We start from the raw sequence: 23,240 nt of genomic DNA on the forward strand, positions 1-23,240 counted from the left end.
ACCACCACCATGACCGAGCAGCAGCTGCCCACCTGGGCCGACCCGGCCGTCTCCGCCACCGACCTCGACCCGCAGGGCGTCTCCAGACGCGGACTCCTGCGCCGCGCCGGCCTGTTCGGCGCCGCCTTCGCGCTGGGCGGCGCGGCCGCACCCGCCGTGGCCGCACCGGCCTCGGCCGCCTCCGACCGGCGTCTCGGCGGCGACGACCCGCGCCTCGCCTACCTCGTGGGCGACCACCACATCCACTCCGTCTACAGCCACGACGCCAAGTACACGTTCTCCCAACTGGCCGCCGCGAGCGCGAAGTTCGGCCTTGACTGGATGGTGTTCACCGAGCACTCCAACTTCGGGCACGCCAAGTTCGGAGCCGCGATGGAGCACGAGGAGATCCTCAGGGCGCGGGCCGAGAACCCGCGCCAGCTGATCTTCCAGGGCCTGGAGTGGTACATCCCGGCCGCCGAGCACTGCACGGTCTTCTCCGCGCCCGGCGCGCACGAGGTCGACCTGCTCACCCGGTTCGAGAGCGCCTACGACGGCAAGCTGCTCGGCTACGACAAGGGCGGCGCGGCCGACGCGGACACCGCCCGCAACGAGGCCCACGCGGTCAAGGCCCTCAAGTGGCTGGACCAGCAGCGCCGCACCGGCTACGTGGACGACGTCCTCGTCCTCGCCAACCACCCGATGCGCCTCGGCATCGACTCCCCGCACGAGATGCGGGCCTGGCGGGACGCCGCCCCCGACATCATGATCGGCATGGAGGGCGCGCCCGGCGCGCAGGGCGCGGCCATCCCCGGCTGGCGCGGCGCGACGTCGATCCGCGGCGAGTACGAGAACAAGCCGTCGGCGCAGTCCTGGCCCGGCTACCCGGCGGACGCGTATCTGACGTACGGCGGCTTCGACTGGGCGACGGCGACGGTCGGCGGTCTGTGGGACTCGATGCTGGCGGAGGGCCGCCTGTTCTCGATCACCACGAACTCCGACGCCCACCGCATCGTCTTCGACACCTGGAAGAACGGCGACTGGCCGGCCGGCCAGAACTTCGACACCACCGGCAAGCTGCCCGACCCGGTGAACACCACCACCCCGCAGCCGGGCAGCGACTTCTGGCCGGGCCAGTTCAGCCGCACCCACGTCGGAGTGACCCGCTACGGCTACCGCGCGGTGATGGCGGGCCTGCGCGCGGGCCGGGTCTGGCTGGACCACGGGCATCTGCTCGACGGCCTCGACGTCCGCCTCGAGCGGGACTGCGACCACGGCCGTGGTGTCACGCTGGGCGGCCGGCTGCGGGTGCGCAAGGGCGAGAAGCTGACGCTGAACGTCACGGTCACGACCGCCTCCCGGCCCAACCCCCAGGGAATCCTGCCGGAGTTGGCGCACGTGGACGTCGTCCGGGGCGCGGTGCGCGGCCCGGTGGCCGACCGGGACACCTGGCGGGCCCCCGACACCAGGGTCGTGCGGACGGCGGACGTGAGCGGCCGCAAGGGGACGTACACCCTGCGCGTCCCGCTGACCGCCGGGGACGAGTCCTTCTACGTGCGGCTGCGCGGCAGCGACGGCAACCGCCACGGCGCGGGCTACCTCGGCTCGTCGGTCGACCCGCACGGGCCGATCCCGCACGCGCCCGGAGACGGTGACCCGTGGGCGGATACGTGGTTCTATTCGAACCCGGTATTCGTCGACGTGGCAGGGGCCTGATGAAGCGTCATATCCTCACTCTCGGTTGCTTATTGGCAGCGCTCACCCTCGGCGCGGGCACAGCGTCCGCCGCCGGCGCCCCGCGCTGGGCCGAGACCGGCACGGCGTACACCGACACGCTGGGCGGCGGGCAGGGCCTCGCGAGCCGCGCGGACGGCTCACTGCTGTACCGCGGCCTCGCCTCCATCCCCCTTGACCTGCGTATCAGGGGCTGGAACCACATCGGCGACCCGGACATCGCACGCGGCCACGTCTTCGACGCCTACCAGGGCCCGGACACGGCCACGTCCAAGATGTTCGCGGTGACGACCCCGGCCGGGAAGCGCTACGAGTACGTCCATCGGCTCAACCCGGGCGAGAAGCTGAACAACTCCTTCGCGAGCGTCTCGCCCGACGGGCAGTGGCTGGTGTCGGGTGAGTGGGGCGAGCAGCGAAGACTCCAGGTGTTCCCCGCTCCCCTGCTGAACCCGTCCACACCCCAGTCCGGCGGTGACCTGAAGGAGGCCTGGCAGATCACCCTGGACAAACCTGTCCGTGACATCCAGGGCTGCGACTTCGTGACGGACACGCGCCTGGTGTGCGCCTCGAACGACGCCTCGGGCACGCTCTTCCCGGAGATCCGCCCGCTGCTCCAGGTCGACCTGCCGCGCAAGGTGGACGGTCAGCCGATGACGGGCGCGGTGAGCAGCCTGTTCGCGCTGCCGCAACGCAGCGTGTGCGCGGGCTCGTTCGGCGCCTTCGAGACGGAGGGCGTCGACTACGACGCGAACAGCGGCACCCTGCGCGCCCAGATGATCCCGCCCGGCGTGTGCGCGGCGGCGACCGCCGTGCACTCGTACCAGCAGGTCACGAACTGATCGAGACCCGGAAAGACCCGCACTTCGGGATGATCTGGGGCACGATGGGGAATGGCCGTTGCACGACCACGGCATGCCGCAGCGGCGGGGGCTTCGAGGGGAGGCCGCGCATGCGCACAGAGGTGATCACGGGGGACGGGCGCCGATTAGCCGTCGAGGTCTCCGGGGACCTCAACGGCTTTCCGGTGTTCCTGCTGCACGGCACCCCCGGCAGCAGGCTCGGCCCGGCGCCCCGGCCCATGCTGCTCTACCACCAGCGGGTCCGGCTCATCACCTACGACCGCCCCGGCTACGGCCCTTCGGACCGGCTCCCCGGACGACCGGTCTCGCACGTCGCCGCGGATGTGTCCGCCATCGCCGATGCCCTGGGCATCGAACGCTTCGCCGTGGTCGGCCGGTCCGGCGGCGGGCCGCACGCGCTGGCCTGCGCGGCGCTCCTGCCGGACCGGGTCACCCGGGTCGCGGTGCTGGTGAGCCTGGCGCCGCACGACGCCGACGGGTTGGACTGGTTCGCCGGCATGGCGGCCTCCAACGTGCGGGAGTACACCAAGGCCCTGGCCAGCCCCGACCGGCTCGCGGCCAGCCTGCGCAAGCGTTCCGTCGCCATCCGCGCCAACCCGGTGCGCCTGCTCACCCAGCTGCGCCGGGAGCTCACCGAGTCCGATCTGAGGGTGGTGGCCGACGCCGCCATCCGCGCCATGCTGATGCGCAACTACAGCGAGGCGCTGCGGGTGTCGGCCGACGGCTGGGTGGACGACGCCTTGTCGTTCTGCAGCCCGTGGGGCTTCTCTCTGGAGGACATCTCCGTACCGGTGCTGCTGTGGCACGGAGAGCAGGACGTGTTCGCTCCGGCCGGCCACACCCGCTGGCTGGCCGAGCGCATACCCAGCGTGACGGCCATCTTCCAGCCCGCCGCCGCGCACTTCGCGGCGCTGCGCGTCCTGCCCGACATCGTGACCTGGCTGCTGGGCGGCCGGCCGGTGCTGATTCGTGGCGGCCCTTGACCATCCCGGCGCACCTCGGGGAACGGTCAGACGGGCAGCGGCTCCAGGTCCCGGTGGATGCGCTTGCCCTCCCGCACGGTCACCGCGTGCGGGTGGTCCTCACCGAGCAGCCGGGACAGGTCGAAGTGGGCGCTCTCCTGAAGCTGCTCGGCCTCCGGGATCCGGCCCAGCGTCCGAAGCGTGACCGCCAGGTTCGCGCGCGAGACCACGGTGTCCGGGTGCCCGTGGCCGAGAACCGCCTGGAAGCCGGCGACGGCCGTCCTCTCCAGTGTCTCGGCCTCGTCCGAGGACCCCAGCTCCGCCAGCACGTTGGCGAGGTTCACGGCCGCGGCCAGGCTGTAGGGGTGCCGTTCACCGAGCACCTCGCGCAGTGTGGCCAGGTTCTCCTCCAGCAGCTCCCGCGCCCTGCCCACCTCGCCCGAACCCCGCAGGAAGACACCGAGGTTGTTGACGGCCGCGAGCGTCGCCGGGTGCCGGACGCCGGGTGCGGTCCGGTACTGCGGCACTATCTCCTGCGCCAGGGCGAGCGCCTCCTCGCGTGCACCGGTGAAGTACAGGTCGGTGGCGTAGTTGAGGGTGCAGTCCAGCACGTCCGGGGTGGAGGTCGGGGTCTCGCGGGTGCGGTAGTACTCACGGGTCTGATGGGTGATGGCACGCGCCTGTTCGGCCCGCCCGGCCTTGCGCAGGGAGACCGCGAGGCTCTTGGCGGTACGCAGGGTTTCGGGATAGGTGTCGCCGAACTGCCGTCGATAGGCGTCGAAGCCGTTCTGCAGCAGGAGGACCGAGTTGCTGTACTCGCCGACCTCCCGCAGGTCGCGTCCCAGGTTGAAGGCGCTGTTCAAGGTCTGCGGATGCTCCGCGCCCAGGTCGTTGCGCCGCCGGTCGTACAGCTCCTGGTCGACGTCGCGCGCGTCGGTGTAGCGACCCAGCAGACGCAGGCACACAGCACGGTTGTTGTTGGCGCTGAGCGTACGGGGATGGTCCTCGCCGAAGCTCTCCTTGAATCCGATGTACGCCTCGTTGGCCATCTCCAGGGCCAGGTCGAACCGGCCGATGCTGCCTAGGTCGGCGGCCAGCCCGCTGATGGTCATCAGGACGTGCGGATGGTCGGGCGGCAGCAGCCGGCGCTGCCCGACCAAGGTGTCCGCGCTCAGCCGTTCCGCCTCGACGTACTTGCCGAGGGTGCGCAGCACGTTGGCGATGTGGAAGCGCAGGTAGAGAATCTGGATGTGCAGGTTCCGAACATAACGTTCCTGCGCGGCCGTCACCCGCACGTCCTCGTCGTCCGCCCGGCCCGTCCCTTTCTCGGCGTCGGCCATCTTCTCCTTCAGCTCGGCGATCGAGGCCTGCCGCGCGCCCAGCGAGGTCTCCCACGAGGCCCGCAGTTTCTCGCCGAGCGCCAGTGCCGCGTTGAGGTCACCGCGCTTCCACAGGTACCGCACCCGGTCGATGAGGAGCTGCCGGGTCTCCGGTTCGTCGCACGAGCTGGCGTCGCTGGCGTCCAGGTGGGGCCAGATGGCGGCGAAGGTCGAGCGGTTCTCCGGGTCGTCGATCGGCTCCTCGCCCGAAGGGCGGGCCCCGGCGAGGATGCGGTGCACGACGTGCCGGGCGTCCTCCTGCTCCTGCGCGGTCAGCTGGGCCCGGATCACAGCCTGCACCAGGCGGTGGACCTGGATGGATTCGGTGGCCCGGTCCACCTTGGCGAGCGCGAACCGGTTGATCTCCCGGATCACCCGGCCGAGGACCATCTTCTCCTGCAACGAGGCGTCCTCCGCGGCGAGCACGCGAATCATCGCGTCCCCGTAGAGAAGCTTCAGGGAGATGGGTTCGGCCGCGAAGAACGCGCACAACTGCAGCAGCCGCACGGCGGCCGGCGAGCGTTCCTTGAGGCGTTCGATGGAGACGTTCCAGGTGGCGGCCACCGGCTGCGGGTAGTTGACGGGCTGGCTCAACGACAGGACGTGCTCGGCCTGTTCCTCCAGCTCCTCCAGGTAGCGGTCGACCGGGGTGCCGGTCTCCGCGAGCCAGGCGCCGGCCTGGTCCAGGGCCAGCGGCAGGTCGCCGACTGCCTGCGCGACCCGGTCCGCGTCCCCGGTGTCCAGCCCGGGCGCCCGGCGCAGCAGGTGCTCGATGCTCTCCTCGCGCAGGAAGGGGTCGACCTCGAGGGCGTCGCCGTACTGGAGCCAGGTCTGGTTGCGGGAGGTCACCAGGACGTGGCCCTTGCCGCTGGGGAAGTACCGGCTGACCTCCTGGGGTTCGGCCGCGTTGTCGAAGACCAGCAGCCAGCGAAGGGCCAGGCCCGACTGGCGCAGATGGTCCCGGGCCTCCTGAGCGGCCTGGGCCACATCGTCACCGACCCTGAGCCCCAGCTTGCCGGCCAGCTCCGCCAGGGAGGAGATGACCAGTTCGTTCTGTTCGGAGGGGATCCACCACACCAGGTCGTAGTCGGCGGCGAAACGGTGCACGTACTCCAGCGCGATCTGCGTCTTGCCCACGCCGCCCAGGCCGTACAACGCGTACGGTGCCGGCGACACCGACGCGGTGCTGCTTCCCAGGGTGTCGCGCAGCAGCTCCAGCAGCGCGCTGCGCCCGGTGAAGGAGGCGTTGCGCGGCGAAACGTTCCAGACCTTCGGCAGGGTCCCGGGGAAGCGGACGTCGCCTGCCACGGCCTCGGAGGGGTGGTCGGCCGTCGAGGCGGGCTTACCGAGCGCGCGTAACAGCGCGGAGGCGGCGCCGGGTTCGTCCAGGCGTACCAGGTCGACCGACGCCCACTCGTTGAACGACGGTGCCGGACGAATGTCGCCGACCCGGACCGCGACCACCTGGCGGCGGCCGGTGGGGTCGTTTCCGGTGGCGGCCTCCCACACCTGGCGGGCGCGCGCCGAACGCTGGAAGGCCGGCGAGAGCACGACCACGGTGCGGTCGGCGGGCTTGTCCGCGCCGTCGCCCTCGCAGCCGACGTACCTCGGGACCACGCGGAAACCGGTGCGGGACAACAGGGTGCCGATCCAGTCGGCCCACATGCGGTCCTCCGCGACATAGCTCAGCAGCAGATCGGCCGGGAGTGCCGAACGGCTGCGGGTGAACGCCTTCTTGATGCGCAGCCGCTCGTCCTCCTCCATGCGCGGCAGTGCGGTGACCGCCTGGTCGCTGATGACACCGGTGAGCCGTTCGAACGCCGACAGCAGCGAGGTGGCGTTGTTCGTCTCGTCACCGAAGGCCGCCAGCGTCTCCTCGTAGGCGTAGTAGGGCCGGTAGGGGATCTCCACCGACCCCCAGTACCTGGTGAGTTCGGCCTCGGTCATGCCTGAGGGGAATCCGTCGAACTTGGCACGGGCCAGGGAGCGCCCGGCGTCGGCTTTCTCCTTCTCCCCCTCGTCGATGCGCATGGGGACGGGAAGGATCCGGATCTTGCGGGCGTGAAACCGCTCATGGATGTGGTGGGCGACGGCGGAGGCACCGTCGATGCTCTGGTCGCTGAGTGTGAAGCAGTCGATGAGCATGTCCGGGAGGTGAGCGGTGCAGATGTCCGCGATGTCGGACAGGCCGGTGCGGCTGTCGATGAGGACGTAGTCGTAGTTGCGCCGCATGTCGTCGCGCAGCGCGTCGAAGAACAGTCCTCCGCCGAGATGGTCGTAGAAGTTGTCCCAGTCGAAGGTGCTGACGGTCGCCGAGTAGTCGCGGTTCTGTCGCCCCGCGACCACCAGGTCGAGCGTGCCGCTGCCGGGAAACGACCACTCCAGGGACACGGCGTGGCGCTGGATGCGGGCGTAGGGCAGGTGCCAGTCGGGCGGCCGGGGTTCGGTCTCGTCGGAGCCGGCCGCCGCGGCCCAGGCGTAGTCGGTGAGCAGGTCGATGACACCGGTGGTGGCGCCGGCCGTCGCCGGGTCGAGGAACGGGTGGAAGAAGCGGGGCAGTCCGGGGGCCTCCAGGTCCCAGTCCACGACGAGGACGCGTTTGCCGTTGGCGGCCAGGATCCATGCGACGTTGGCCAGGGCCATGGTCCGGCCGGTCCCGCCTTTGTACGAGTAGAACGTCACGATCCGGCCGTCGCGGCCGTCAGGTCCGTCAAGGCTGTCCATCGTGGTCTTCCTCCTCGGCGTGCGGGCGGTTCACCGGTGGTGGGCTGTCCTGCTCCCCCGAGATGCTGAGCCGGAAGCGCGGGGTGGCCTGGCCGGGCGGGGGCTGGGCCTGGGTGTGCCTGAGGTGGCGGGTCGCCGTCCACTGCACGACACGCGGCAGCAGCGCGCCGAAGGACTCGTGGTCGGGAATGCCTACTACGGCGGGGCGACAGGCCTGCCGCCCCGAGCGCATCGTGCGCGGCAGGGTCTCCTCGGCCTCCTCCGCCAGCTCGGCTTCCGCTCCGTCGCTGTCCGGGTCGGCGTCGTTCCACGGGACCATCAGGCCGGTCGCGGGGCGTCCGCTCATGTCGTATTGGCGCAACCGGGCGCGGCCCTGCGGGTCACGCAGGACCCAGCGGTCCAGCAGCATCACCTCCGGCCCGTCGTCCTGGTCGGTGCCGTCGGCCGTCTCGTCCCAGGTGTCGAGGGCCTGGAGATCGGGGCGGTATTCCATGCGTTCGGCGATGTCGGCCGCGACGGCGGCCAGCGGTCTCGCGCACTCGGGGTGAAAGGGGTTCCAGTCGAGCGCCGAGTGTCCGTAGTAGTCCGGACTGCGCCCCTCGGGCAGCCCGGGCAGCGAGTTCGCGGCCACGGTGATCCGCAGCGTCCGCCGGGCCCGCACGGGGGCGAAGGCGTTCGGCACGGAGTCCAGGAGCGTGCGCGCACCACGCTCCACGATGACGTTCTCGCCGACCTCGACGATGCGGCGGGCCAGCCGCATCACGGCCTTCTCGTAGTCGCCGCGGAACGACTTGACCTTGATCAGTCCGTACAGCCCGAAGGCCCGGTAGCGGTCTCCCAGTTCCGGATGTGTGTACTGCACGGCGGAGACGGACTTCGGAAGCTGATGGTCCTCCACCGGTGCCCACAGCGTCGGCACCACGGCGCTGGGCGTGCCCTGCCGCCCCTCGACGCGATGCTGGGTGGGGCGCCGGCCGAAGGCGCTCCACTCCTTGCCGCACCAGGAGCTGGTGAAGTAGCGCGGTGAGTACAGCGGAACGAACACCCGGCAGGAGGCGAGGGACTCGGCGAGTTCGTCCTTCCAGATCTGCCCGGCCCGCATGGAACGGTCCATGAATCCGGACGCCCCGCCGGGCACGGTCGTCATCTGGCGGATGTGAAAGCTCAGGTCCCGGAAGAGGCGGTGAACCCACATGTCCGGGTCCGACTCCTCGTGGTCGTCCCGCGGGGTGTGGGCGTAACTGAGGAAGAAGTACGGGCCGACGTCCGCCCGTAATCGCTCGATGGGCTCCACACCGATCCCCCCGATCCTGCCCGTCCCCCGCCGGGCGTGGACACTCAGTGTAGGGATACGGGAGCGATTTGTGACTGCCTCGTAGCAGGGCGGCTCGGGCGTCTTCCGGGGAGCCACCCGGTGGCGAAGTCGACCGCGGCCCGCACGGGAAGCAGCCGGGCGACGGCGTGCCCGAGGCGTCCGTGCCGGATCAAGGGAGCGGCGCGTTCGACGTCCTGCGCCTCGAACGCGGCGCCCAGGTCCGCGAAGTCGCCGTCGTACAAAGCGACGTCCTCGTAGGTGAACCAGTGGCGCTCCCCCTCCCGCAGGACCGCACAGCCGTACTGCCTCGTCGGCGCGTCATCCGTCCGGTACTCGGCCAGGTGAAAGGAGGTGCACACCTCGTAGCCGACGCCGAGCAGCAGCACGTGGGCTTCCGCCGCGTACAGCCGGCCCAGTGGGGAGCGCTCGCCCAGGTGGCAGTTGTCGTCATGGTCCGCCATCAGCTCCGCGGCCCGGACGCCGACGGCCGCGAACGAGGTCTGCGGATGAGTGCTGCGTACCGCGTCCGCGCGCCCGCGCACCGCCTCGGCGAGACGGCCCATACCCTGGGAGGGGGTGCGCAGCGGGTCGAAGGGTGCCAAGGCGTCGCGGTAGGCGGCACGCTGACGGGCCGTCATCCCCCTGGTGCGGGACCGGTACGCGGGTGAGGTGTCGGAGTTGCCGGCGGTGAACGTCGGTACGACCAGTGTCCCCTTCGGGCCGAGGGCGTCCAGCAACAGCTCGACGACGGTGTCCGCGGGCAGGCCTGTCCGGCGCAGGGAGGCATGAACCAGCAGGACGCCCTCGGCCCGGATGCCCAGCCCCGCCAGGGTCGGCCGGTCCGGGGTCATGCGCCGCGCCGCATGCCGTGGAGGAAGCGCCGTCCGAGCGCGGTGAAGGACTCGGCGGCGAGAAGTTCGTCCAGCTGTTCACGGGTGCGCTCGGTCGCCTCGTGCCGCAGGGCGTCGGTCGCCAGGCGTGCGTAGGTGTCGGCGAGCAGTGTGCCGACCCGGGTGTCGGTCTCGTCGTACAGTTCGCACACGTCCAGCAGCGCGTCGAGGACACCGAGCCGGAAGCCACGCACCATGTCGACGGCGAGCAGCAAGGGGTCCGGCCGCAGGCCGAGGCCCAGGGCGGCGAACCCGCCGCCGGCCGATGTCCGGTGCGGATCCGCCGGGCCGGCGAGCGGTGTCACCACTCGCAGTCCCGCGGCCATACCGGAGGCGAGGGCGGGCAGGGTCGTGCGGATCAGTGCCCAGGCCTGGGGCAGCAGGTGCCGCCACTGCTCGGTCTCCTCGTCGGTCAGTCGGTCACGGACGGGCTGTCCGAAGCAGTCACGGTACGGATCGATGTCGTCCAGCGCGATCTCGAGCCCGTCGGTCCGCAGCCACCGCAGGGGCTCCCAGCCCCGCGCCGAGGCGGCGATGCGAGGGGGCGTCAGCTCGGCCGTCGGACCGGCGTCCCCGACGTGCAGGCGGCCCAGGCCCGGCAGGTGGACGAACCCCTCGTGCACCGGCACGTCGATCCGCTCGACGGCGCCCGCGGGCAGCGCGACGGCAGCCACGAGCGCCGCCAGATGATCGGCCGGAGCGTCGTCGTCCAGACAGCGCACGGCCCAGGCACGTGCGTAGGGATGGGACAGCAGGGTTTGCAGCAGAGCGCCGTCGTGCTGTCCCAGTTCCACCGCGAGCCGCCACGATGCGGCCCACAGCACGCTCTCCCGGGCGCTGTGTTCCCGGCCGGTCAGCACCAGCAGCTCTCGGGTGATCGCCTGTCGTTGCCTGGCCAGCTCGCGCACCGCGGAACCGTGCTCGCCGCCCTCGGCCAACCGGTCGAATCCGTCGATCGGCTGGTCGGCTCCCGCGCCCGTGCGTGCGTCGACGCCACGGATCAGCGCTTGCAGATCGGGGCAGAACACGGACGGGTTGTCGAATCCGCTGCCGTCACCGCGGTACCTGTGCGCGTACAGGCCGCCCCCGCAGGAGCGCACCACCGGGCATGCTCGGCAGGTCTCGCTCAGGCCCTTCAGGCCCAGTTGGCGAGCGGTGATTCCAGGATGCAGTGCCACGTCGTCCAGGCTGTGGTGAAACACGTCCTCGCCCGTCTCCGGGGCACCGTCGTACGCGGTCTTGAGCGAGTCCGCCTGTTCGAAGGTCCCGTCGGTCTCGACCACCACGACGTCGACCGGTGCCAGTCCCATGGCCTCGACGAGGCTGGGGCCGCCGCCCAGAGTGCTGATCACCGAATCGAAGAGCCGCACGGGCATCGGGCGCCCCTGCGCCTCCCAGCGTCCGAACACCGCCATCAACCAGTCCGCGTACGGTGTGCGCGCGCCGTCGGGGCGCGGCGGTGGTTCCTCCCAAGTGGCGTGCGGAAGAAGGAAGTCGAGGTGGGGGGGCTCCTGCGCGGCCAGGGCGTCGTACACGGCGACGGGATCGTTGCGGACGTCGATCGTGCACAGCAGGCCCGCGTACAGGTGGCGATAACGCTCCTCGCGCAGGAGTGAGAGCGCCGCCAGCACCTTGTCGTGGCTGCTGCGGCCGTTCGGGTAACGGCGGTGCCTGTCGTTGGCGGCGCGGTCACCGTCGAGTGAGACACCCACGCGAACGCCGAACTCCGCGAAGAGGTCCAGGTGACGTTCGCTGAGCTGGACAGCGTTGGTGTGGATACGCAGATCGAGTCGGCAGACCCCGTCCATGGCGGCGTACAGGGTCTCGCAGATGCGGCGCAGGCGTGCCGGTCCGGCCAGCAGCGGCTCGCCTCCGTGCAGGATGACCTGCACGGAGGGCAACGAGTGACGCTTCGCGTGTTCCGCCAGGCGAAGGGACGTCCATAAGACGGCGTCGTCCGAGATCACTCTGGGGCGGGAGCTCCAGCTCTGATCGGCGTGTTCGAACACATAGCAGTGGTCGCACGCAAGGTCGCATCTGCTGTGCACCTTGAGGACCACCTGCCGCAGCGGAACCAGCGGGCCGGTCATTCCTAGTTGCTTTCAGGTCACCCGATCGACGACTCGAAAGTGATGCCTTCGCCGTCCCTGCTCTGCCGCGGCGACAGGGCTCGACGCCTTGCGCGGGCGTACTTCGGTTCGCACGGAGCGTCGAGCCTCGTCGTGGACCCGCGGGAGCCGGCCACGGCGGTCGGCTGGGGAGCGGTTCTTGCTGAATTGATCACTGTGTCCCCTGATCGGGAAGGTGGGAATCCGGAGTGGATCGACCCCGCGCCGCGCGGGCGTGGGAGTCTGGTCAGCACACGCTAGCGCGTACCCGGGCGTAAGAGCCCCATGCGGCGATGACGGGTCGGACCTTTCCATGGGCCGACCAGCGGCAATCGCGCGTGTCAGGATTCCACCGCCCGGGTGACATCGCTCACGTGGCTGCCCGCCGCCCGGCGTCCGGAATCACGCGTAGAACCGCGAAAGGCTCTGCAGCACCGCCGCCGGCTTGCTTCCGCCCTCGATCTCGATGGTCCCGTCGACGGTGATCTGCACCCCGCCGGGCACCTCCTCGACCTCCGCCAGCTTCCCGACCAGCCGTATGCGGGAGCCGACCTTCACCGGTGCGGGGAAACGCACCTTGTTGAGGCCGTAGTTGACCTTCGTGGTGACGCCCTGGACGTCCAACAGCTCGGTGAACAAAGGGATGAAGAGGGAGAGGGTGAGATAGCCGTGGGCGATGGGGGCACCGAAGGGGCCCTCGGCCGCCTTCTGGGGGTCCACGTGGATCCACTGGTGGTCGCCGGTGGCGTCGGCGAAGGTGTTGACGCGCTCCTGGGTGATCTCGATCCACTCGCTGGTGCCGAGGTCGCTGCCCGCGAGCTTCTTCAGTTCGTCGATGCCGTTCACGGTGATGCTCATGGGGATCCTTAACTGTTGCCGTACCGGGTACGGACGCGGGACTTGAGAAGTTTTCCTGAGGCGGTGCGCGGGAGTTCCTCCGCGAGGACCACCGATTTCGGGATCTTGTACTTGGCCAGGCGGTCGGCGAGGGACGCGAGGATCGCGTCGGGGTCGGGCGTGGTGCCCTCGCGGGGGACGACGACCGCGCGCGATACCTCGCCCCACTTGTCGTCCGGCACCCCGATCACCGCGCACTCGACGATGTCCGGGTGGGCGAGGAGGAGGTCCTCGATCTCGGCCGGGTAGATGTTCTCGCCACCGGAGATGATCATGTCCTTGATGCGGTCGACGATGAAGACATAGCCGTCCTCGTCGATCCGGGCCGCGTCGCCGCTGCGGAACCAGCCGTCGGTGAAGGAGGCGGCCGTCTCCTCGGGCAGCCCCCAGTAGCCGGGCATGACGTGCGGGCCGCGGACGACGACCTCGCCGGTCTCGCCGACGTCGACCGGTGCCAGGTCCGGCCGTACGACGCGTACGTCGCTGAAGAAGTGCGGCACGCCCGCCGAACCGGCCTTGCTCACGGCGTGTTCGGCGTCCAGGAAGAGGGTTCCGGGCGCGGCCTCGGTCATGCCGTAGCCCTGAAGGAACGTCAGGTCGCGTTCCTGGTAGGCGGCGATGAGCGGGGTCGGGACCGGGGAGCCGCCGCAGGTGAGGATGCGCAGGGACGACAGGTCGGCGGCGGGCCAGCGGGGGTGGCGGGCGATCTGGTCGAACATGGTCGGCACGCCGAACATGAAAGTGATCCTGTGCCGTTCGATCAGGTCGAAGGTGGCGTCCGGGTCGAAGGCCTCGACCAGGACACAGGTGCCGCCCTTGAGGAGGACCGGGAGCGTCAGCATGTTCAGGCCGGCCGTATGGAACAACGGGGCGGAGACCAGGGCGCGTTCGTCGGCGATCAGGTCGGTGTCGACGAGGACGTTGAGCGCGTTCCAGGTGATGTTGCCGTGGGTGAGCATCGCGCCCTTGGGGCGGCCGGTCGTCCCCGAGGTGTACATGATGATGCAGGTGTCGTCCGGGGTGACCGGTGTGTCGACGGGTTCCTCGGAGGCCGAGGCGAGCGCCTCCTCGTATTCGGCGCCCACTTCGACGTAGGTCCGCACGTCGGTGCTGCCCGGCAGTCCGGCCACCAGGCCGGCGTGGGAAGGGCCGTAGACGAGGGCCTTGGCGCCGGAGTCGGCGAGTTGGTAGGCGATCTCGGGGCCGGCGAGGCGGGTGTTGAGCGGGACGAAGACCGCGCCGAGCGTGCCTGCCGCGAACAGGGTCTCCAGGTAGGAGGGGTGGTTGGGGCCGAGGTAGGCGATGCGGTCACCGCGCCGGACGCCCCGCTCGCGCAGGGCGTGGGCGAGGCGGGTGGTGCGCAGGTACAGGGTGCGGTAGTCGATGGACGTACCGCCGTGGATCAGGGCGGTGCGGTGCGGGGTCTTGCGGGCCCGGCGTGCGGGCCATGACCCCAGTCCCTCGTTGCGCATGTCACGCCCCTTACGGTTTCGTCAGCCCGAGCAGCCGGGCGGCGTTCTCCTTGAGGATCTTCGGCTTGACCTCGTCCTTGATCGACAGCTTCTCGAAGTCGGCGAGCCAGCGGTCGGGGGTGAGGACGGGGAAGTCGGAGCCGAAGAGGACCTTGTCCTTGAGCAGGGTGTTGGCGTACTGCACCAGCTGCGGCGGGAAGTACTTCGGCGACCAGCCGGACAGGTCGATGTGCACGCCCGGCTTGTGCGTGGCGACGGCGAGGGCCTCGTCCTGCCAGGGGAAGGACGGGTGGGCGAGGATGATCTTCAGGTGCGGGAAGTCGGCCGCCACGTCGTCCACGTGGAGTGGGTTGGAGTACTTGAGGCGGATACCGCCCCCGCCGGGGACTCCGGCGCCGATGCCCGTCTGGCCCGTGTGGAAGAGGGCGATGGTGCCCGTCTCCTCGATCACCTCGTAGAGGTCGTACGCCACCGAGCGGTCGTTGGGGAAGAAGCCCTGGATGCTGGGGTGGAACTTGAAGCCCCGCACCCCGTACTCCTCGACCAGGCGGCGGGCCTGCTTCACGCCCGCCTTGCCGCGGAAGGGGTCGATGGAGGCGAAGGGGATCAGGACGTCCGGGTTGGCGGCCGCGGCCTCGGCGACCTCCTCGTTCGGGACCGGCGGGGTGCCGGTCGCGGACTCGGAGTCGACGGTGAAGATCACGGCGGCCATCTTCCGCTCGCGGTAGTACGCGGCGGTCTCCTCCAGCGTCGGCTTCCGCTTGCCCTCGACCTTGAAGTACGCCGAGGAGGCGTCGTGCAGGTCGTCGTCCAGGGAGGCGTGGCCCTTGGAGGAGACCTCCGCGTGGGTGTGGACGTCGATCGCGACCAGCTCGTCGGGGTTCAGGGACGGGGCCATCACGCCTCCGGGAACTTGGGCGCCGGGATGCCGACCGACTGGAGTGCGGCGCCGACCGAGGTGGGCCAGACGTCGGCCAGGGTCTCGGGGGTCCAGCCGCCGTCGGCGTAGGCGGCCGCCATCTCCTGCGGATGCGACCAGAGTGCCACCTTGTCGCCGCCGACGCCGATGGCCTGGCCGGTGACGCCCCGGGCCGCCTCGGAGGCGAGGAAGGGGACGAGGGCCGCGCAGTCCTCGGGGGTGCCGAAGCCCTCGCCCTTGCGCAGGAAGTCGGGCAGCGGCTCGCCGTTCTTCATGGCCTCGATGTACGGGGCGAAGGCGGGGATGGTCTCGGTCATGGCGGTCGCGGCGACCGGCACGATGGCGTTGACGGTGATGTTCGCGCGGCCCAGCTCCATCGACCAGGTGCGGGCCATGGCGGCGATGCCGGCCTTGGCGGCGGCGTAGTTCGTCTGGCCGAAGTTGCCGCGCTGGCCGGCCGGGGAGCCGACCAGGATCAGGGTGCCGCCCTCGCCCTGCTCGCGCATCCGGACGGCGGCGGCGCGGGCGCAGGTGAAGGTGCCCTTGAGGTGGGTGGTGATCACCGCGTCGAAGTCGTCGTCGGTCATCTTCCACAGCACCTTGTCGCGCAGGATGCCGGCGTTGGTGACCAGGACGTCGAGCCGCCCGAACTCCTCGACCGCGCGGTTGACCAGGCGCTCGGCGGCCTCGGTGGTGCCGACCGGGACGACCTCGGCGACGGCGGTGCCGCCGGCCTCGGTGATGGACTTCACGGCCGCCTCGGCCACGGCCTCGTCGACGTCGTTGACGACCACGGAGGCGCCGTGGGCGGCCAGGGCGTGGGCGTAGGCGAGGCCGAGGCCCCGGCCGCTGCCGGTGACGACGGCGGCCTTGCCGGTGAGATCGATGCTGGGCACGTGAGGGGTCCCTTCGACGTGGGGTGCGGCTACGAGATCGAAGCGGCTGACGAGATCGAAGTTAGGAGCAATAATTGTTGTCGTCAATAGTTGTTGGAGACCTTCGGGTGCGCCATGCTGGAATCTGCACAGAGGAACCCCCGGCACCGGGGGCCGAGACCAGGGAGCCCGCCATCGCCCGCCAGCACGCCACGAACCCGGCACCCATCGACGCGAACGAACCGTGGATGCGCGGACTGCACGCGGACACGGGCTATCTGCTGTACCGCCTGGGCCTGCGCTCGGGTCAGTTGTTCAACACGTTCCTCCAGGAGTCGGGCCTGCGGCTGCGCCACTACGCGGTGCTGCGGTTCCTCGCCACGTCGCCGGGCGCCCTCCAGCGCGAGCTGAGCGCGTCGCTCGGCTACGACCCGAGCGCGATCGTCGGCCTGGTCGACGACCTGGAGAAGCTGGGCTTCGCCGAGCGACGCCCCTCCCCCGACGACCGCCGCAGCCGGATCATCGTGCTGACCGAGGGCGGCCGGGCGTTCCTGCGCGACACCGACGAGGCCGGGCAGCGCGTCACCAACGAACTGCTCCAGCCTCTCGACCCGACCGAGCGGGAGCAGCTGCACGGGCTGCTTCAGCGGGTCACCGAGTCCGGGCTGGGGTGACGCGGCGATGAGGTGCCCATGACCGCCGACGCCGGGGCGCGTTCCGCGCCCGACCGGCTGCTGTCCGTGCTCGGGGCCTTCGACCTCGAACATCCGGCGCTGTGTCTGACGGACATCAGCCGCCGGGCCGGGCTCAGCCTGAGCACCGCGCACCGGCTGGTGAACGCCCTCACCGAGTGGGGCGCCCTGGAGCGGGACGGCTCCGGCCTCTACCACGTCGGGCTGCGGCTGTGGGAGCTCGCGGCACTCGCGCCGCGGGGGCTGGCGCTGCGGCAGCTCGCGCTGCCGTATCTGGAGGACCTGTACGAAGCGACGCACGAGAACGTGCAGTTGGCGGTACGCGACGGAGCCGAGGTCGTCTACATCGAGTGGCTGTCGGGACGCTCCGCGGTCGGCGTGCACATCCGGGTCGGGGCACGCTGGCCCCTGCACGCCACCGGGGTCGGTCTCGCGCTGCTCGCGCACAGCGACCCCGGGTTCCAGGAGGAGTACTGCGCCGGCCCGCTCACCTCCTTCACGCCGTACACCGTCACCGACCCGGCCCGCCTGCGCCGCATGCTGGCGGACGTGCGCCGCACCGGCGTTGCGGTCAGCAGCCGCCAGGTCACCGACGACGCCCTGTCGGTGGCCGCCCCGATACGCGGCCCGGGCGGTTCGGTCACCGCCGCGGTGTCCGTCGTCGTGCCCCAGGCCGACGCCCAGGTCCCGGTCCTGGTACCGGCCGTGCGGCTCGCGGCGCGCGGGATCTCGCGAGGGCTGGGGTGGCAGCCGGAGAAGGGCGCGTAGGCGCTACAGGCGCACCGTCATCTCCACCGCCACCTCGTCACCCGCCCCGAGCCCCCGCGGCGCCCGCACCGCCTTCTTCAGCGGCAGCAGGTAGCCGCCGTCCTTGGGGAAGAGGGAGGTCTCGAAGGCGACTTCGCCGATCCTCGCCTCGACCGGGATCACACCCCAGCCGTACGTGGCCATCGCGGCGACCTCCCGGATGTCGGCGGACTCCTGGTCGGGCACGCCGATGAAGTAGTACGGCGCCGGGCCGCGCCATTCGATCACCCGGCCGGTGAAGGCGAGTTCCATACGCTCAGGCCTCATCTCTCTCGGTGTCCTCACCAGGATCGCAGGCTGGCAGGCGGGCAGCGCGGTCCGGCACATTTCCGCATTCACAGGGTGAACTCCCCTGTGATGGAAGGGTTTTCTCTGCTTCACCTCTTGACGACCGGAGGGACCGGGAGCACATTGGCGACACTTTGAGAGCGCTCTCAAAGCCCAAGGCTCCCCGCACCCCACGCATCCCCACCCGTACACCGAGAGGCAGCACCCCCATGAGTGAACCCTCCGGCATACATCGCAGACACCGTTCCCTCCGGCGGACGTTCGTCGCCCTGCTCGGCACGCTGGGCCTCGCGGCGGCCGCCGCAACCGTCGCCGTCCCCTCCGCCAACGCCTCCGCGCCGCCGCCTCCTTCGGGCTGGACGCAGGTGTTCCTCGACGACTTCAACGGCGCGGCCGGCACCGGTGTGAACACCGCCGACTGGCAGTACGCGACCGGCAAGGGCTACCCCGGCGGTCCCGCCAACTGGGGCACCGGCGAGATCGAGACGATGACCAACAGCACCGACAACGTCTCCCTCGACGGCAACGGCAACCTCCGCATCACCCCGCGCCGGGACGCCTCCGGCAACTGGACCTCGGGCCGCGTCGAGACCAACCGCACCGACTTCCAGCCCCCGGCGGGCGGCAAGCTCCGCGTGGAGGCGCGCATCCAGGTGCCGAACGTGACCGGGGCCGCCGCCAAGGGCTACTGGCCGGCGTTCTGGATGCTCGGCGCGCCCTACCGGGGCAACTACTGGAACTGGCCCGCCGTCGGCGAGCTGGACATCATGGAGAACACGCAGGGCATGAACACGGTGTTCGCCACGATGCACTGCGGCACCTCACCGGGCGGCCCCTGCAACGAGACCAGCGGCATCGGCGGCAACACCACCTGCTCCGGCACCAGCTGCCAGGCGGGCTTCCACACCTACCGGCTGGAGTGGGACCGCTCGACGAGCGTCGAGGAGATCCGCTTCTACCTCGACGGCACCAACTTCCACACCGTACGCGCCAACCAGGTCGACGCGACGACCTGGACGAACGCCACGAACCACGGCTTCTTCATCATCCTCAACGTCGCGATGGGCGGCGGCTTCCCCGACGCGTTCGGCGGCGGCCCGGACAGCGGGACTCAGCCCGGGCACGCCATGGTCGTCGACTACGTCCAGGTGCTGTCGGCCACCGGGGGCGGCACCACACCGCCGCCGACCGGCAACCGTGACGCCTACAGCGCCATCCAGGCCGAGTCGTACGACAGCCAGAGCGGCGTGAGCGCCGAGACCACCTCCGACTCCGGCGGCGGACAGAACATCGGTGCCGTGGCGAACGGCGACTGGGCGCTGTACAAGGGCGTCAACTTCGGTTCCACGGCGGCCACCCAGTTCGTCGCCCGGGTGGCGAGCGGTGCCGGCGGCGGCGTCAGCGGACTGGTCGAGGTGCGTCTGGACAGCCGTGGCAACGCGCCCGTCGGCAGTTTCGCGGTGGGCAACACCGGCGGCTGGCAGTCGTGGCGGACCATCCCGGCGAACATCAGCGGGGTGACCGGCACGCACGACGTCTATCTCACCTTCACCAGCGGCCAGCCGGCGGACTTCGTGAACGTGAACTGGTTCAACTTCGGCCGCTGACAGGGGTTTCGCACTGCGGCCCCCGACCAGTCGACGCCCCGCGAGCGCTCACCGGCCCGCGGGGCGTCGTCACGGTCGCGGCCGTGCTCAGCGTCGCCGCCGTAGCATCCGGACGACTTTCGGGAGCGCGGCGCCGAGCACCAGCGCGGCGAGTGGAACGGCGACGTCGGTCCAGGTGCGGCGGATGGGCCGGTACGTCGCGACGCCGTTGCTGATCTCGATGTAGCCGACCGGCCTGGCGTCCGCACCTCCCCCACCGCCGCCGCCCTCACGGTCCCCGCCCGCACCGTCCCGCCCGGCTCCGGCGCCCAGTCCGAAGGCGACTCTGGCGACCGGGATGACGGTGACGCCGTCGGCGGTGACGGGTTCGCCGTAGACGGCGGTGACCGAGGCGCTGCCACCGAGTCTGTCGGCCAGGTGTTCCAAAAGCGCGTCCGCGGCATGCGTCGCGGAGGTCTGCGTGTCCGGCAGTGACACGGCGGCGGGGTTCTCCTCGTGGTCGGTCATTCAGCACTCGTAGACAAGCGGGCCGGCCCTGTCAAGAAGCCCCGCCGAGCCGCGGGTCCCTCAGCGGATCTCCGCGCGGAACGCCGCAGGCGTGACCTCCGTGTGCTGGTGGAAGAACTTCGAGAAGTTCGCGGCATCCGGAAACCCGACGGCCACCCCCACCCGCCCGATCGTCATGTCCGTATGGGCGAGCAACCGCTTCGCCTCCAGAATCACCCGCTTGTCGATGAACCCCTTGGGCGTGAGCCCGGTCGCGGCACGCACCGCGCGGACCAGGGTCCGCCGCGAGTAGCCGAGCTGATCGGCATAGGCACTGACGCTGTGGTTGGTGGCGAACCCCTTCTCGACCGCGTCCCGGAACAACGTGAACGTCGTGTCCCCCTGCTGCCGCGCGGCCTCCGCCGAACTCGCCGCGAGATGGGCCAACCGCAGCAGGAACGCCGTGAGCGAGTGCCGCAGCACCGCCGTGTGCAGACTCAACGGGAGGGTCGTGGTGTCCTCGTACTCACGCTGGAGCTGGACCAGCGCCGAACGCAGAGCGGTCAGCCGGTCCGCGTCGGGGTGGAGCAGGGGCGGCAGGTCGTAGCGGTAGAGGCCGGTCGCCTCCACCGTGGCGCGCGGCAGGAAGCCCGGCTGCATGGTCAGGACGGTGCCCCGGTAGTCGCCGGTCCGCGAGAAGCGGTGCACCTGACCGGGCCGGATCCACATCACGTCACCCGCGTTCGCCTCGTACTCGGCGAAGTCGATCATGTGGCGTACGGGGCCCTCGTCGAAGAGCATCACGATGTGGAAGTCGATGCGGTGCACGCGCTCCAGCGGAGCGTCGGCGGCGTGCCAGGTGCGCCCGGTGCCCATCTGGCCGACCTGCATGCCGACGCCGAGGACGCTCAGATCGACCGGGAACGGGAACGTCCGTATCCCGTCGCCGCCTTCAGCCCCGACATCCGTCATATCCGCCATGTCCGTCTCATGCCATCTCACTCGTGCGGGCCCCTCGCTCAGCCGTGCGCGGCACTCCTCGCGGTGTCCCACTTTCACCACAGCGTGACACACGACGACCTTCCCTCTTAAAAGTCAGACTTTTACTTTTGAACGCGTTGGACCAGCCAGTTCGCCGCGACCAAGGACTTTCTGAAGATGAGCACGCAGACACCGGACAGCTTCGAATGGACCGAACTCGACCGGCGTGCCGTCGACACGGCCCGCCTCCTGGCGGCCGATGCCGTACAGCGGGTCGGCAACGGTCACCCGGGCACCGCGATGAGCCTCGCCCCGGCCGCCTACACGATCTTTCAGAAGGTGATGCGGCACGATCCCGCCGACCCGGAGTGGACCGGGCGTGACCGCTTCGTCCTCTCCCCCGGGCACACCTCGCTGACCCTCTACACCCAGCTCTTCCTCGCCGGGTACGAGCTGGAGCTCGACGACCTGAAATCCTTCCGGACCCAGGGTTCGAAGACGCCGGGTCACCCCGAGTACGGGCACACGGCGGGCGTGGAGACCACCACCGGTCCGCTGGGTCAGGGCGTCGCCAACGCCGTCGGGATGGCGATGGCCGCCCGCTACGAGCGTGGCCTGTTCGACCCCGAGGCCCCCGAGGGCGCGTCCCCGTTCGACCACACCATCTGGGCGATCGTCTCCGACGGCGACCTGGAGGAGGGCGTCTCCGCCGAGGCCTCCTCGCTCGCCGGCCACCAGAAGCTCGGCAACCTGGTCTTCCTCTACGACGACAACCACATCTCCATCGAGGGCGACACGGCGACCGCGTTCTCCGAGGACGTGCTGAAGCGGTACGAGGCGTACGGCTGGCACGTGCAGCGGATCGAGCCCGCGCTGGGCGGCGACATCGACGTGAACGCGTTGTACGCGGCGCTCAGGGCGGCGCAGGCCGAGACCGAGCGCCCCTCCATCATCGCCATGCGCACGATCATCGCCTGGCCCGCTCCGAACGCGCAGAACACCGAGGCCTCGCACGGCTCCGCCCTCGGCGCCGACGAGATCGCCGCCACCAAGCGCATCCTCGGCTTCGACCCGGAGCGGACCTTCGAGGTCGCGGGCGAGGTCCTCGCCCACTCCCGCCGCGCCCTGGACCGGGGCGCCGAGGCCCACGCGGCCTGGGACAAGCAGCTCGACAAGTGGCGCGGTGCCAACCCCGAGCGCGCCCGGCTGTTCGACCGGATCCTCGCCGGGCAGCTGCCCGAGGGCTGGGAAGACGCGCTGCCAGTCTTCGAGGAGGGCAAGTCGGTCGCCACCCGTGCCGCCTCCGGCAAGGTGCTCCAGGCGCTGGGTGCCATGATCCCCGAGCTGTGGGGCGGCTCCGCCGACCTCGCCGGCTCCAACAACACCACCATCGACAAGACGAGTTCGTTCCTGCCGAAGGGCAACCCGCTGCCCGAGGCCGACCCGTACGGCCGCACCGTCCACTTCGGCATCCGCGAGTTCTCGATGGCCGCAGAGATGAACGGCATCGCGCTGCACGGCAACACCCGTATCTACGGCGGCACGTTCCTGGTGTTCTCCGACTACATGCGCAACGCGGTCCGCATGTCCGCGCTGATGCAGCTGCCGGTGACGTACGTCTGGACGCACGACTCCATCGGTCTCGGCGAGGACGGCCCGACCCACCAGCCGGTCGAGCACCTGGCCTCGCTGCGGGCGATCCCGGGCCTGAACATCGTCCGCCCCGCCGACGCCAACGAGACCGCGGTCGCCTGGGCCGAGATCCTCAGGCGGCACTCCGCCAACCCGGCCCCGCACGGCCTCGCGCTCACCCGCCAGGGGGTGCCGACGCTCCCGGTCAACCCCGATGCGGCCAAGGGCGGTTACGTCCTCGAGGAGGCCTCCGGCGAGATCCCCGAGGTGATCCTCGTCGCCACCGGTTCCGAGGTGCAGCTGGCCGTCGCCGCGCGGGAGCGGTTGGAGGCCGACGGGATCGGTACCCGGGTGGTGTCGATGCCGTCCGTGGAGTGGTTCGAGGAGCAGCCGCGCGAGTACCGCGAGTCCGTCCTGCCGCCGGCCGTGAAGGCGCGGGTCGCCGTCGAGGCCGGGATCGGGCTGACCTGGTACCGGTTCGTCGGCGACGCGGGACGCATCGTCTCCCTGGAGCACTTCGGCGCCTCCGCCGACGCCGGGACCCTGTTCGCCGAGTACGGCTTCACCGCCGAGAACGTCGCCGCCGCAGCCCGGGAATCCCTTACCGCAGCCCGCGGTTGATCCGAGCGTCAG

At 70.6% G+C, this 23,240-nt stretch carries 18 protein-coding genes; 7 read left to right on the plus strand and 11 right to left on the minus strand.

All coding sequences use genetic code 11. The annotated features are described in order from the left end of the window. The first annotated feature begins 9 nt into the window (after positions 1-9). The 3 genes from L0P92_RS05325 (at position 10) to L0P92_RS05335 (ending at position 3,556) form a co-directional block, all read left to right on the plus strand. On the plus strand, positions 10-1,695 hold the full coding sequence (locus L0P92_RS05325; RefSeq protein WP_234761328.1) for a PHP domain-containing protein: 1,686 nt from the start codon (positions 10-12) through the stop codon (positions 1,693-1,695). Further along, on the plus strand, positions 1,695-2,552 hold the full coding sequence (locus L0P92_RS05330) for a hypothetical protein (protein ID WP_234761329.1): 858 nt from the start codon (positions 1,695-1,697) through the stop codon (positions 2,550-2,552). Before L0P92_RS05325 ends, L0P92_RS05330 begins: the two co-directional genes overlap by 1 nt. Positions 2,553-2,662: 110 nt before the next feature. Further along, positions 2,663-3,556: an alpha/beta fold hydrolase gene (locus tag L0P92_RS05335; RefSeq protein WP_234761330.1), complete on the plus strand. Its 894-nt coding sequence runs from the start codon at positions 2,663-2,665 to the stop codon at positions 3,554-3,556. A 26-nt stretch (positions 3,557-3,582) separates the two neighbouring features. Here L0P92_RS05335 and fxsT read toward each other — a convergent pair whose 3' ends face one another. The 8 genes from fxsT to L0P92_RS05375 form a co-directional block, all read right to left on the minus strand. Further along, positions 3,583-7,638: an FxSxx-COOH system tetratricopeptide repeat protein gene (gene fxsT, locus L0P92_RS05340; RefSeq protein WP_234761331.1), complete on the minus strand. Its 4,056-nt coding sequence runs from the start codon at positions 7,636-7,638 to the stop codon at positions 3,583-3,585. After that, positions 7,625-8,932, minus strand: a complete 1,308-nt coding sequence (locus L0P92_RS05345; RefSeq protein WP_234761332.1) for a TIR-like protein FxsC — start codon at positions 8,930-8,932, stop codon at positions 7,625-7,627. The genes fxsT and L0P92_RS05345 overlap by 14 nt, the downstream gene beginning before the upstream one ends. 44 nt (positions 8,933-8,976) lie before the next feature. Next, entirely contained in the window at positions 8,977-9,804 is an 828-nt protein-coding gene (locus L0P92_RS05350) for an AAC(3) family N-acetyltransferase (protein WP_234761333.1), read from the minus strand. Continuing rightward, positions 9,801-11,933: an FxsB family cyclophane-forming radical SAM/SPASM peptide maturase gene (locus tag L0P92_RS05355; RefSeq protein ID WP_234761334.1), complete on the minus strand. Its 2,133-nt coding sequence runs from the start codon at positions 11,931-11,933 to the stop codon at positions 9,801-9,803. Before L0P92_RS05355 ends, L0P92_RS05350 begins: the two co-directional genes overlap by 4 nt. Before the next feature lie 420 nt (positions 11,934-12,353). Further along, positions 12,354-12,809 carry a MaoC family dehydratase gene (locus L0P92_RS05360; protein ID WP_234761335.1) on the minus strand — a complete coding sequence of 152 codons (456 nt, stop codon included), beginning with the start codon at positions 12,807-12,809 and terminating at the stop codon, positions 12,354-12,356. Positions 12,810-12,817: 8 nt separating this feature from the next. Beyond that, the gene (locus L0P92_RS05365; RefSeq protein ID WP_234761336.1) at positions 12,818-14,320 is read right to left on the minus strand and encodes an acyl-CoA synthetase; all 1,503 of its coding nucleotides are present in this window, start codon (positions 14,318-14,320) and stop codon (positions 12,818-12,820) included. A 10-nt stretch (positions 14,321-14,330) separates the two neighbouring features. Then, a complete protein-coding gene (locus tag L0P92_RS05370) occupies positions 14,331-15,218 on the minus strand; it encodes an amidohydrolase family protein (protein ID WP_234761337.1) in 888 nt (295 codons plus the stop codon). After that, positions 15,218-16,135 (minus strand): SDR family NAD(P)-dependent oxidoreductase, encoded by a 918-nt coding sequence (locus L0P92_RS05375; RefSeq protein ID WP_308289622.1) that lies wholly within the window; start codon positions 16,133-16,135, stop codon positions 15,218-15,220. Before L0P92_RS05375 ends, L0P92_RS05370 begins: the two co-directional genes overlap by 1 nt. A gap of 227 nt (positions 16,136-16,362) precedes the next feature. On the opposite strand from L0P92_RS05375, the gene L0P92_RS05380 reads away from it, so the two are divergent. Further along, the gene (locus L0P92_RS05380; protein WP_234761356.1) at positions 16,363-16,788 is read left to right on the plus strand and encodes a MarR family winged helix-turn-helix transcriptional regulator; all 426 of its coding nucleotides are present in this window, start codon (positions 16,363-16,365) and stop codon (positions 16,786-16,788) included. Positions 16,789-16,806: 18 nt separating this feature from the next. Beyond that, positions 16,807-17,574, plus strand: coding sequence for an IclR family transcriptional regulator (locus L0P92_RS05385; RefSeq protein ID WP_234761338.1), 768 nt, complete (start codon positions 16,807-16,809; stop codon positions 17,572-17,574). A gap of 3 nt (positions 17,575-17,577) precedes the next feature. On the opposite strand, the gene L0P92_RS05390 is transcribed toward L0P92_RS05385, so the two are convergent. After that, positions 17,578-17,865, minus strand: coding sequence for a DUF1905 domain-containing protein (locus L0P92_RS05390; protein ID WP_234761357.1), 288 nt, complete (start codon positions 17,863-17,865; stop codon positions 17,578-17,580). A gap of 245 nt (positions 17,866-18,110) precedes the next feature. Between L0P92_RS05390 and L0P92_RS05395 the strand changes: the two genes are divergently transcribed. Continuing rightward, entirely contained in the window at positions 18,111-19,508 is a 1,398-nt protein-coding gene (locus tag L0P92_RS05395; protein ID WP_234761339.1) for a glycoside hydrolase family 16 protein, read from the plus strand. Positions 19,509-19,595: 87 nt separating this feature from the next. On the opposite strand, the gene L0P92_RS05400 is transcribed toward L0P92_RS05395, so the two are convergent. After that, complete coding sequence (locus tag L0P92_RS05400) at positions 19,596-20,015, minus strand: spore germination protein GerW family protein (RefSeq protein WP_234761340.1); 420 nt, start codon at positions 20,013-20,015, stop codon at positions 19,596-19,598. A 60-nt stretch (positions 20,016-20,075) separates the two neighbouring features. Further along, the gene (locus L0P92_RS05405; protein WP_234761341.1) at positions 20,076-20,975 is read right to left on the minus strand and encodes a helix-turn-helix domain-containing protein; all 900 of its coding nucleotides are present in this window, start codon (positions 20,973-20,975) and stop codon (positions 20,076-20,078) included. Positions 20,976-21,152: 177 nt separating this feature from the next. Here L0P92_RS05405 and tkt point away from each other — a divergent pair, with 177 nt between their 5' ends. Further along, complete coding sequence (tkt, locus tag L0P92_RS05410) at positions 21,153-23,228, plus strand: transketolase (protein WP_234761342.1); 2,076 nt, start codon at positions 21,153-21,155, stop codon at positions 23,226-23,228. Positions 23,229-23,240 lie beyond the last annotated feature (12 nt).

This window comes from Streptomyces muensis, from assembly GCF_021474425.1.
GTDB classification, from domain to species: Bacteria; Actinomycetota; Actinomycetes; order Streptomycetales; family Streptomycetaceae; genus Streptomyces; species Streptomyces muensis.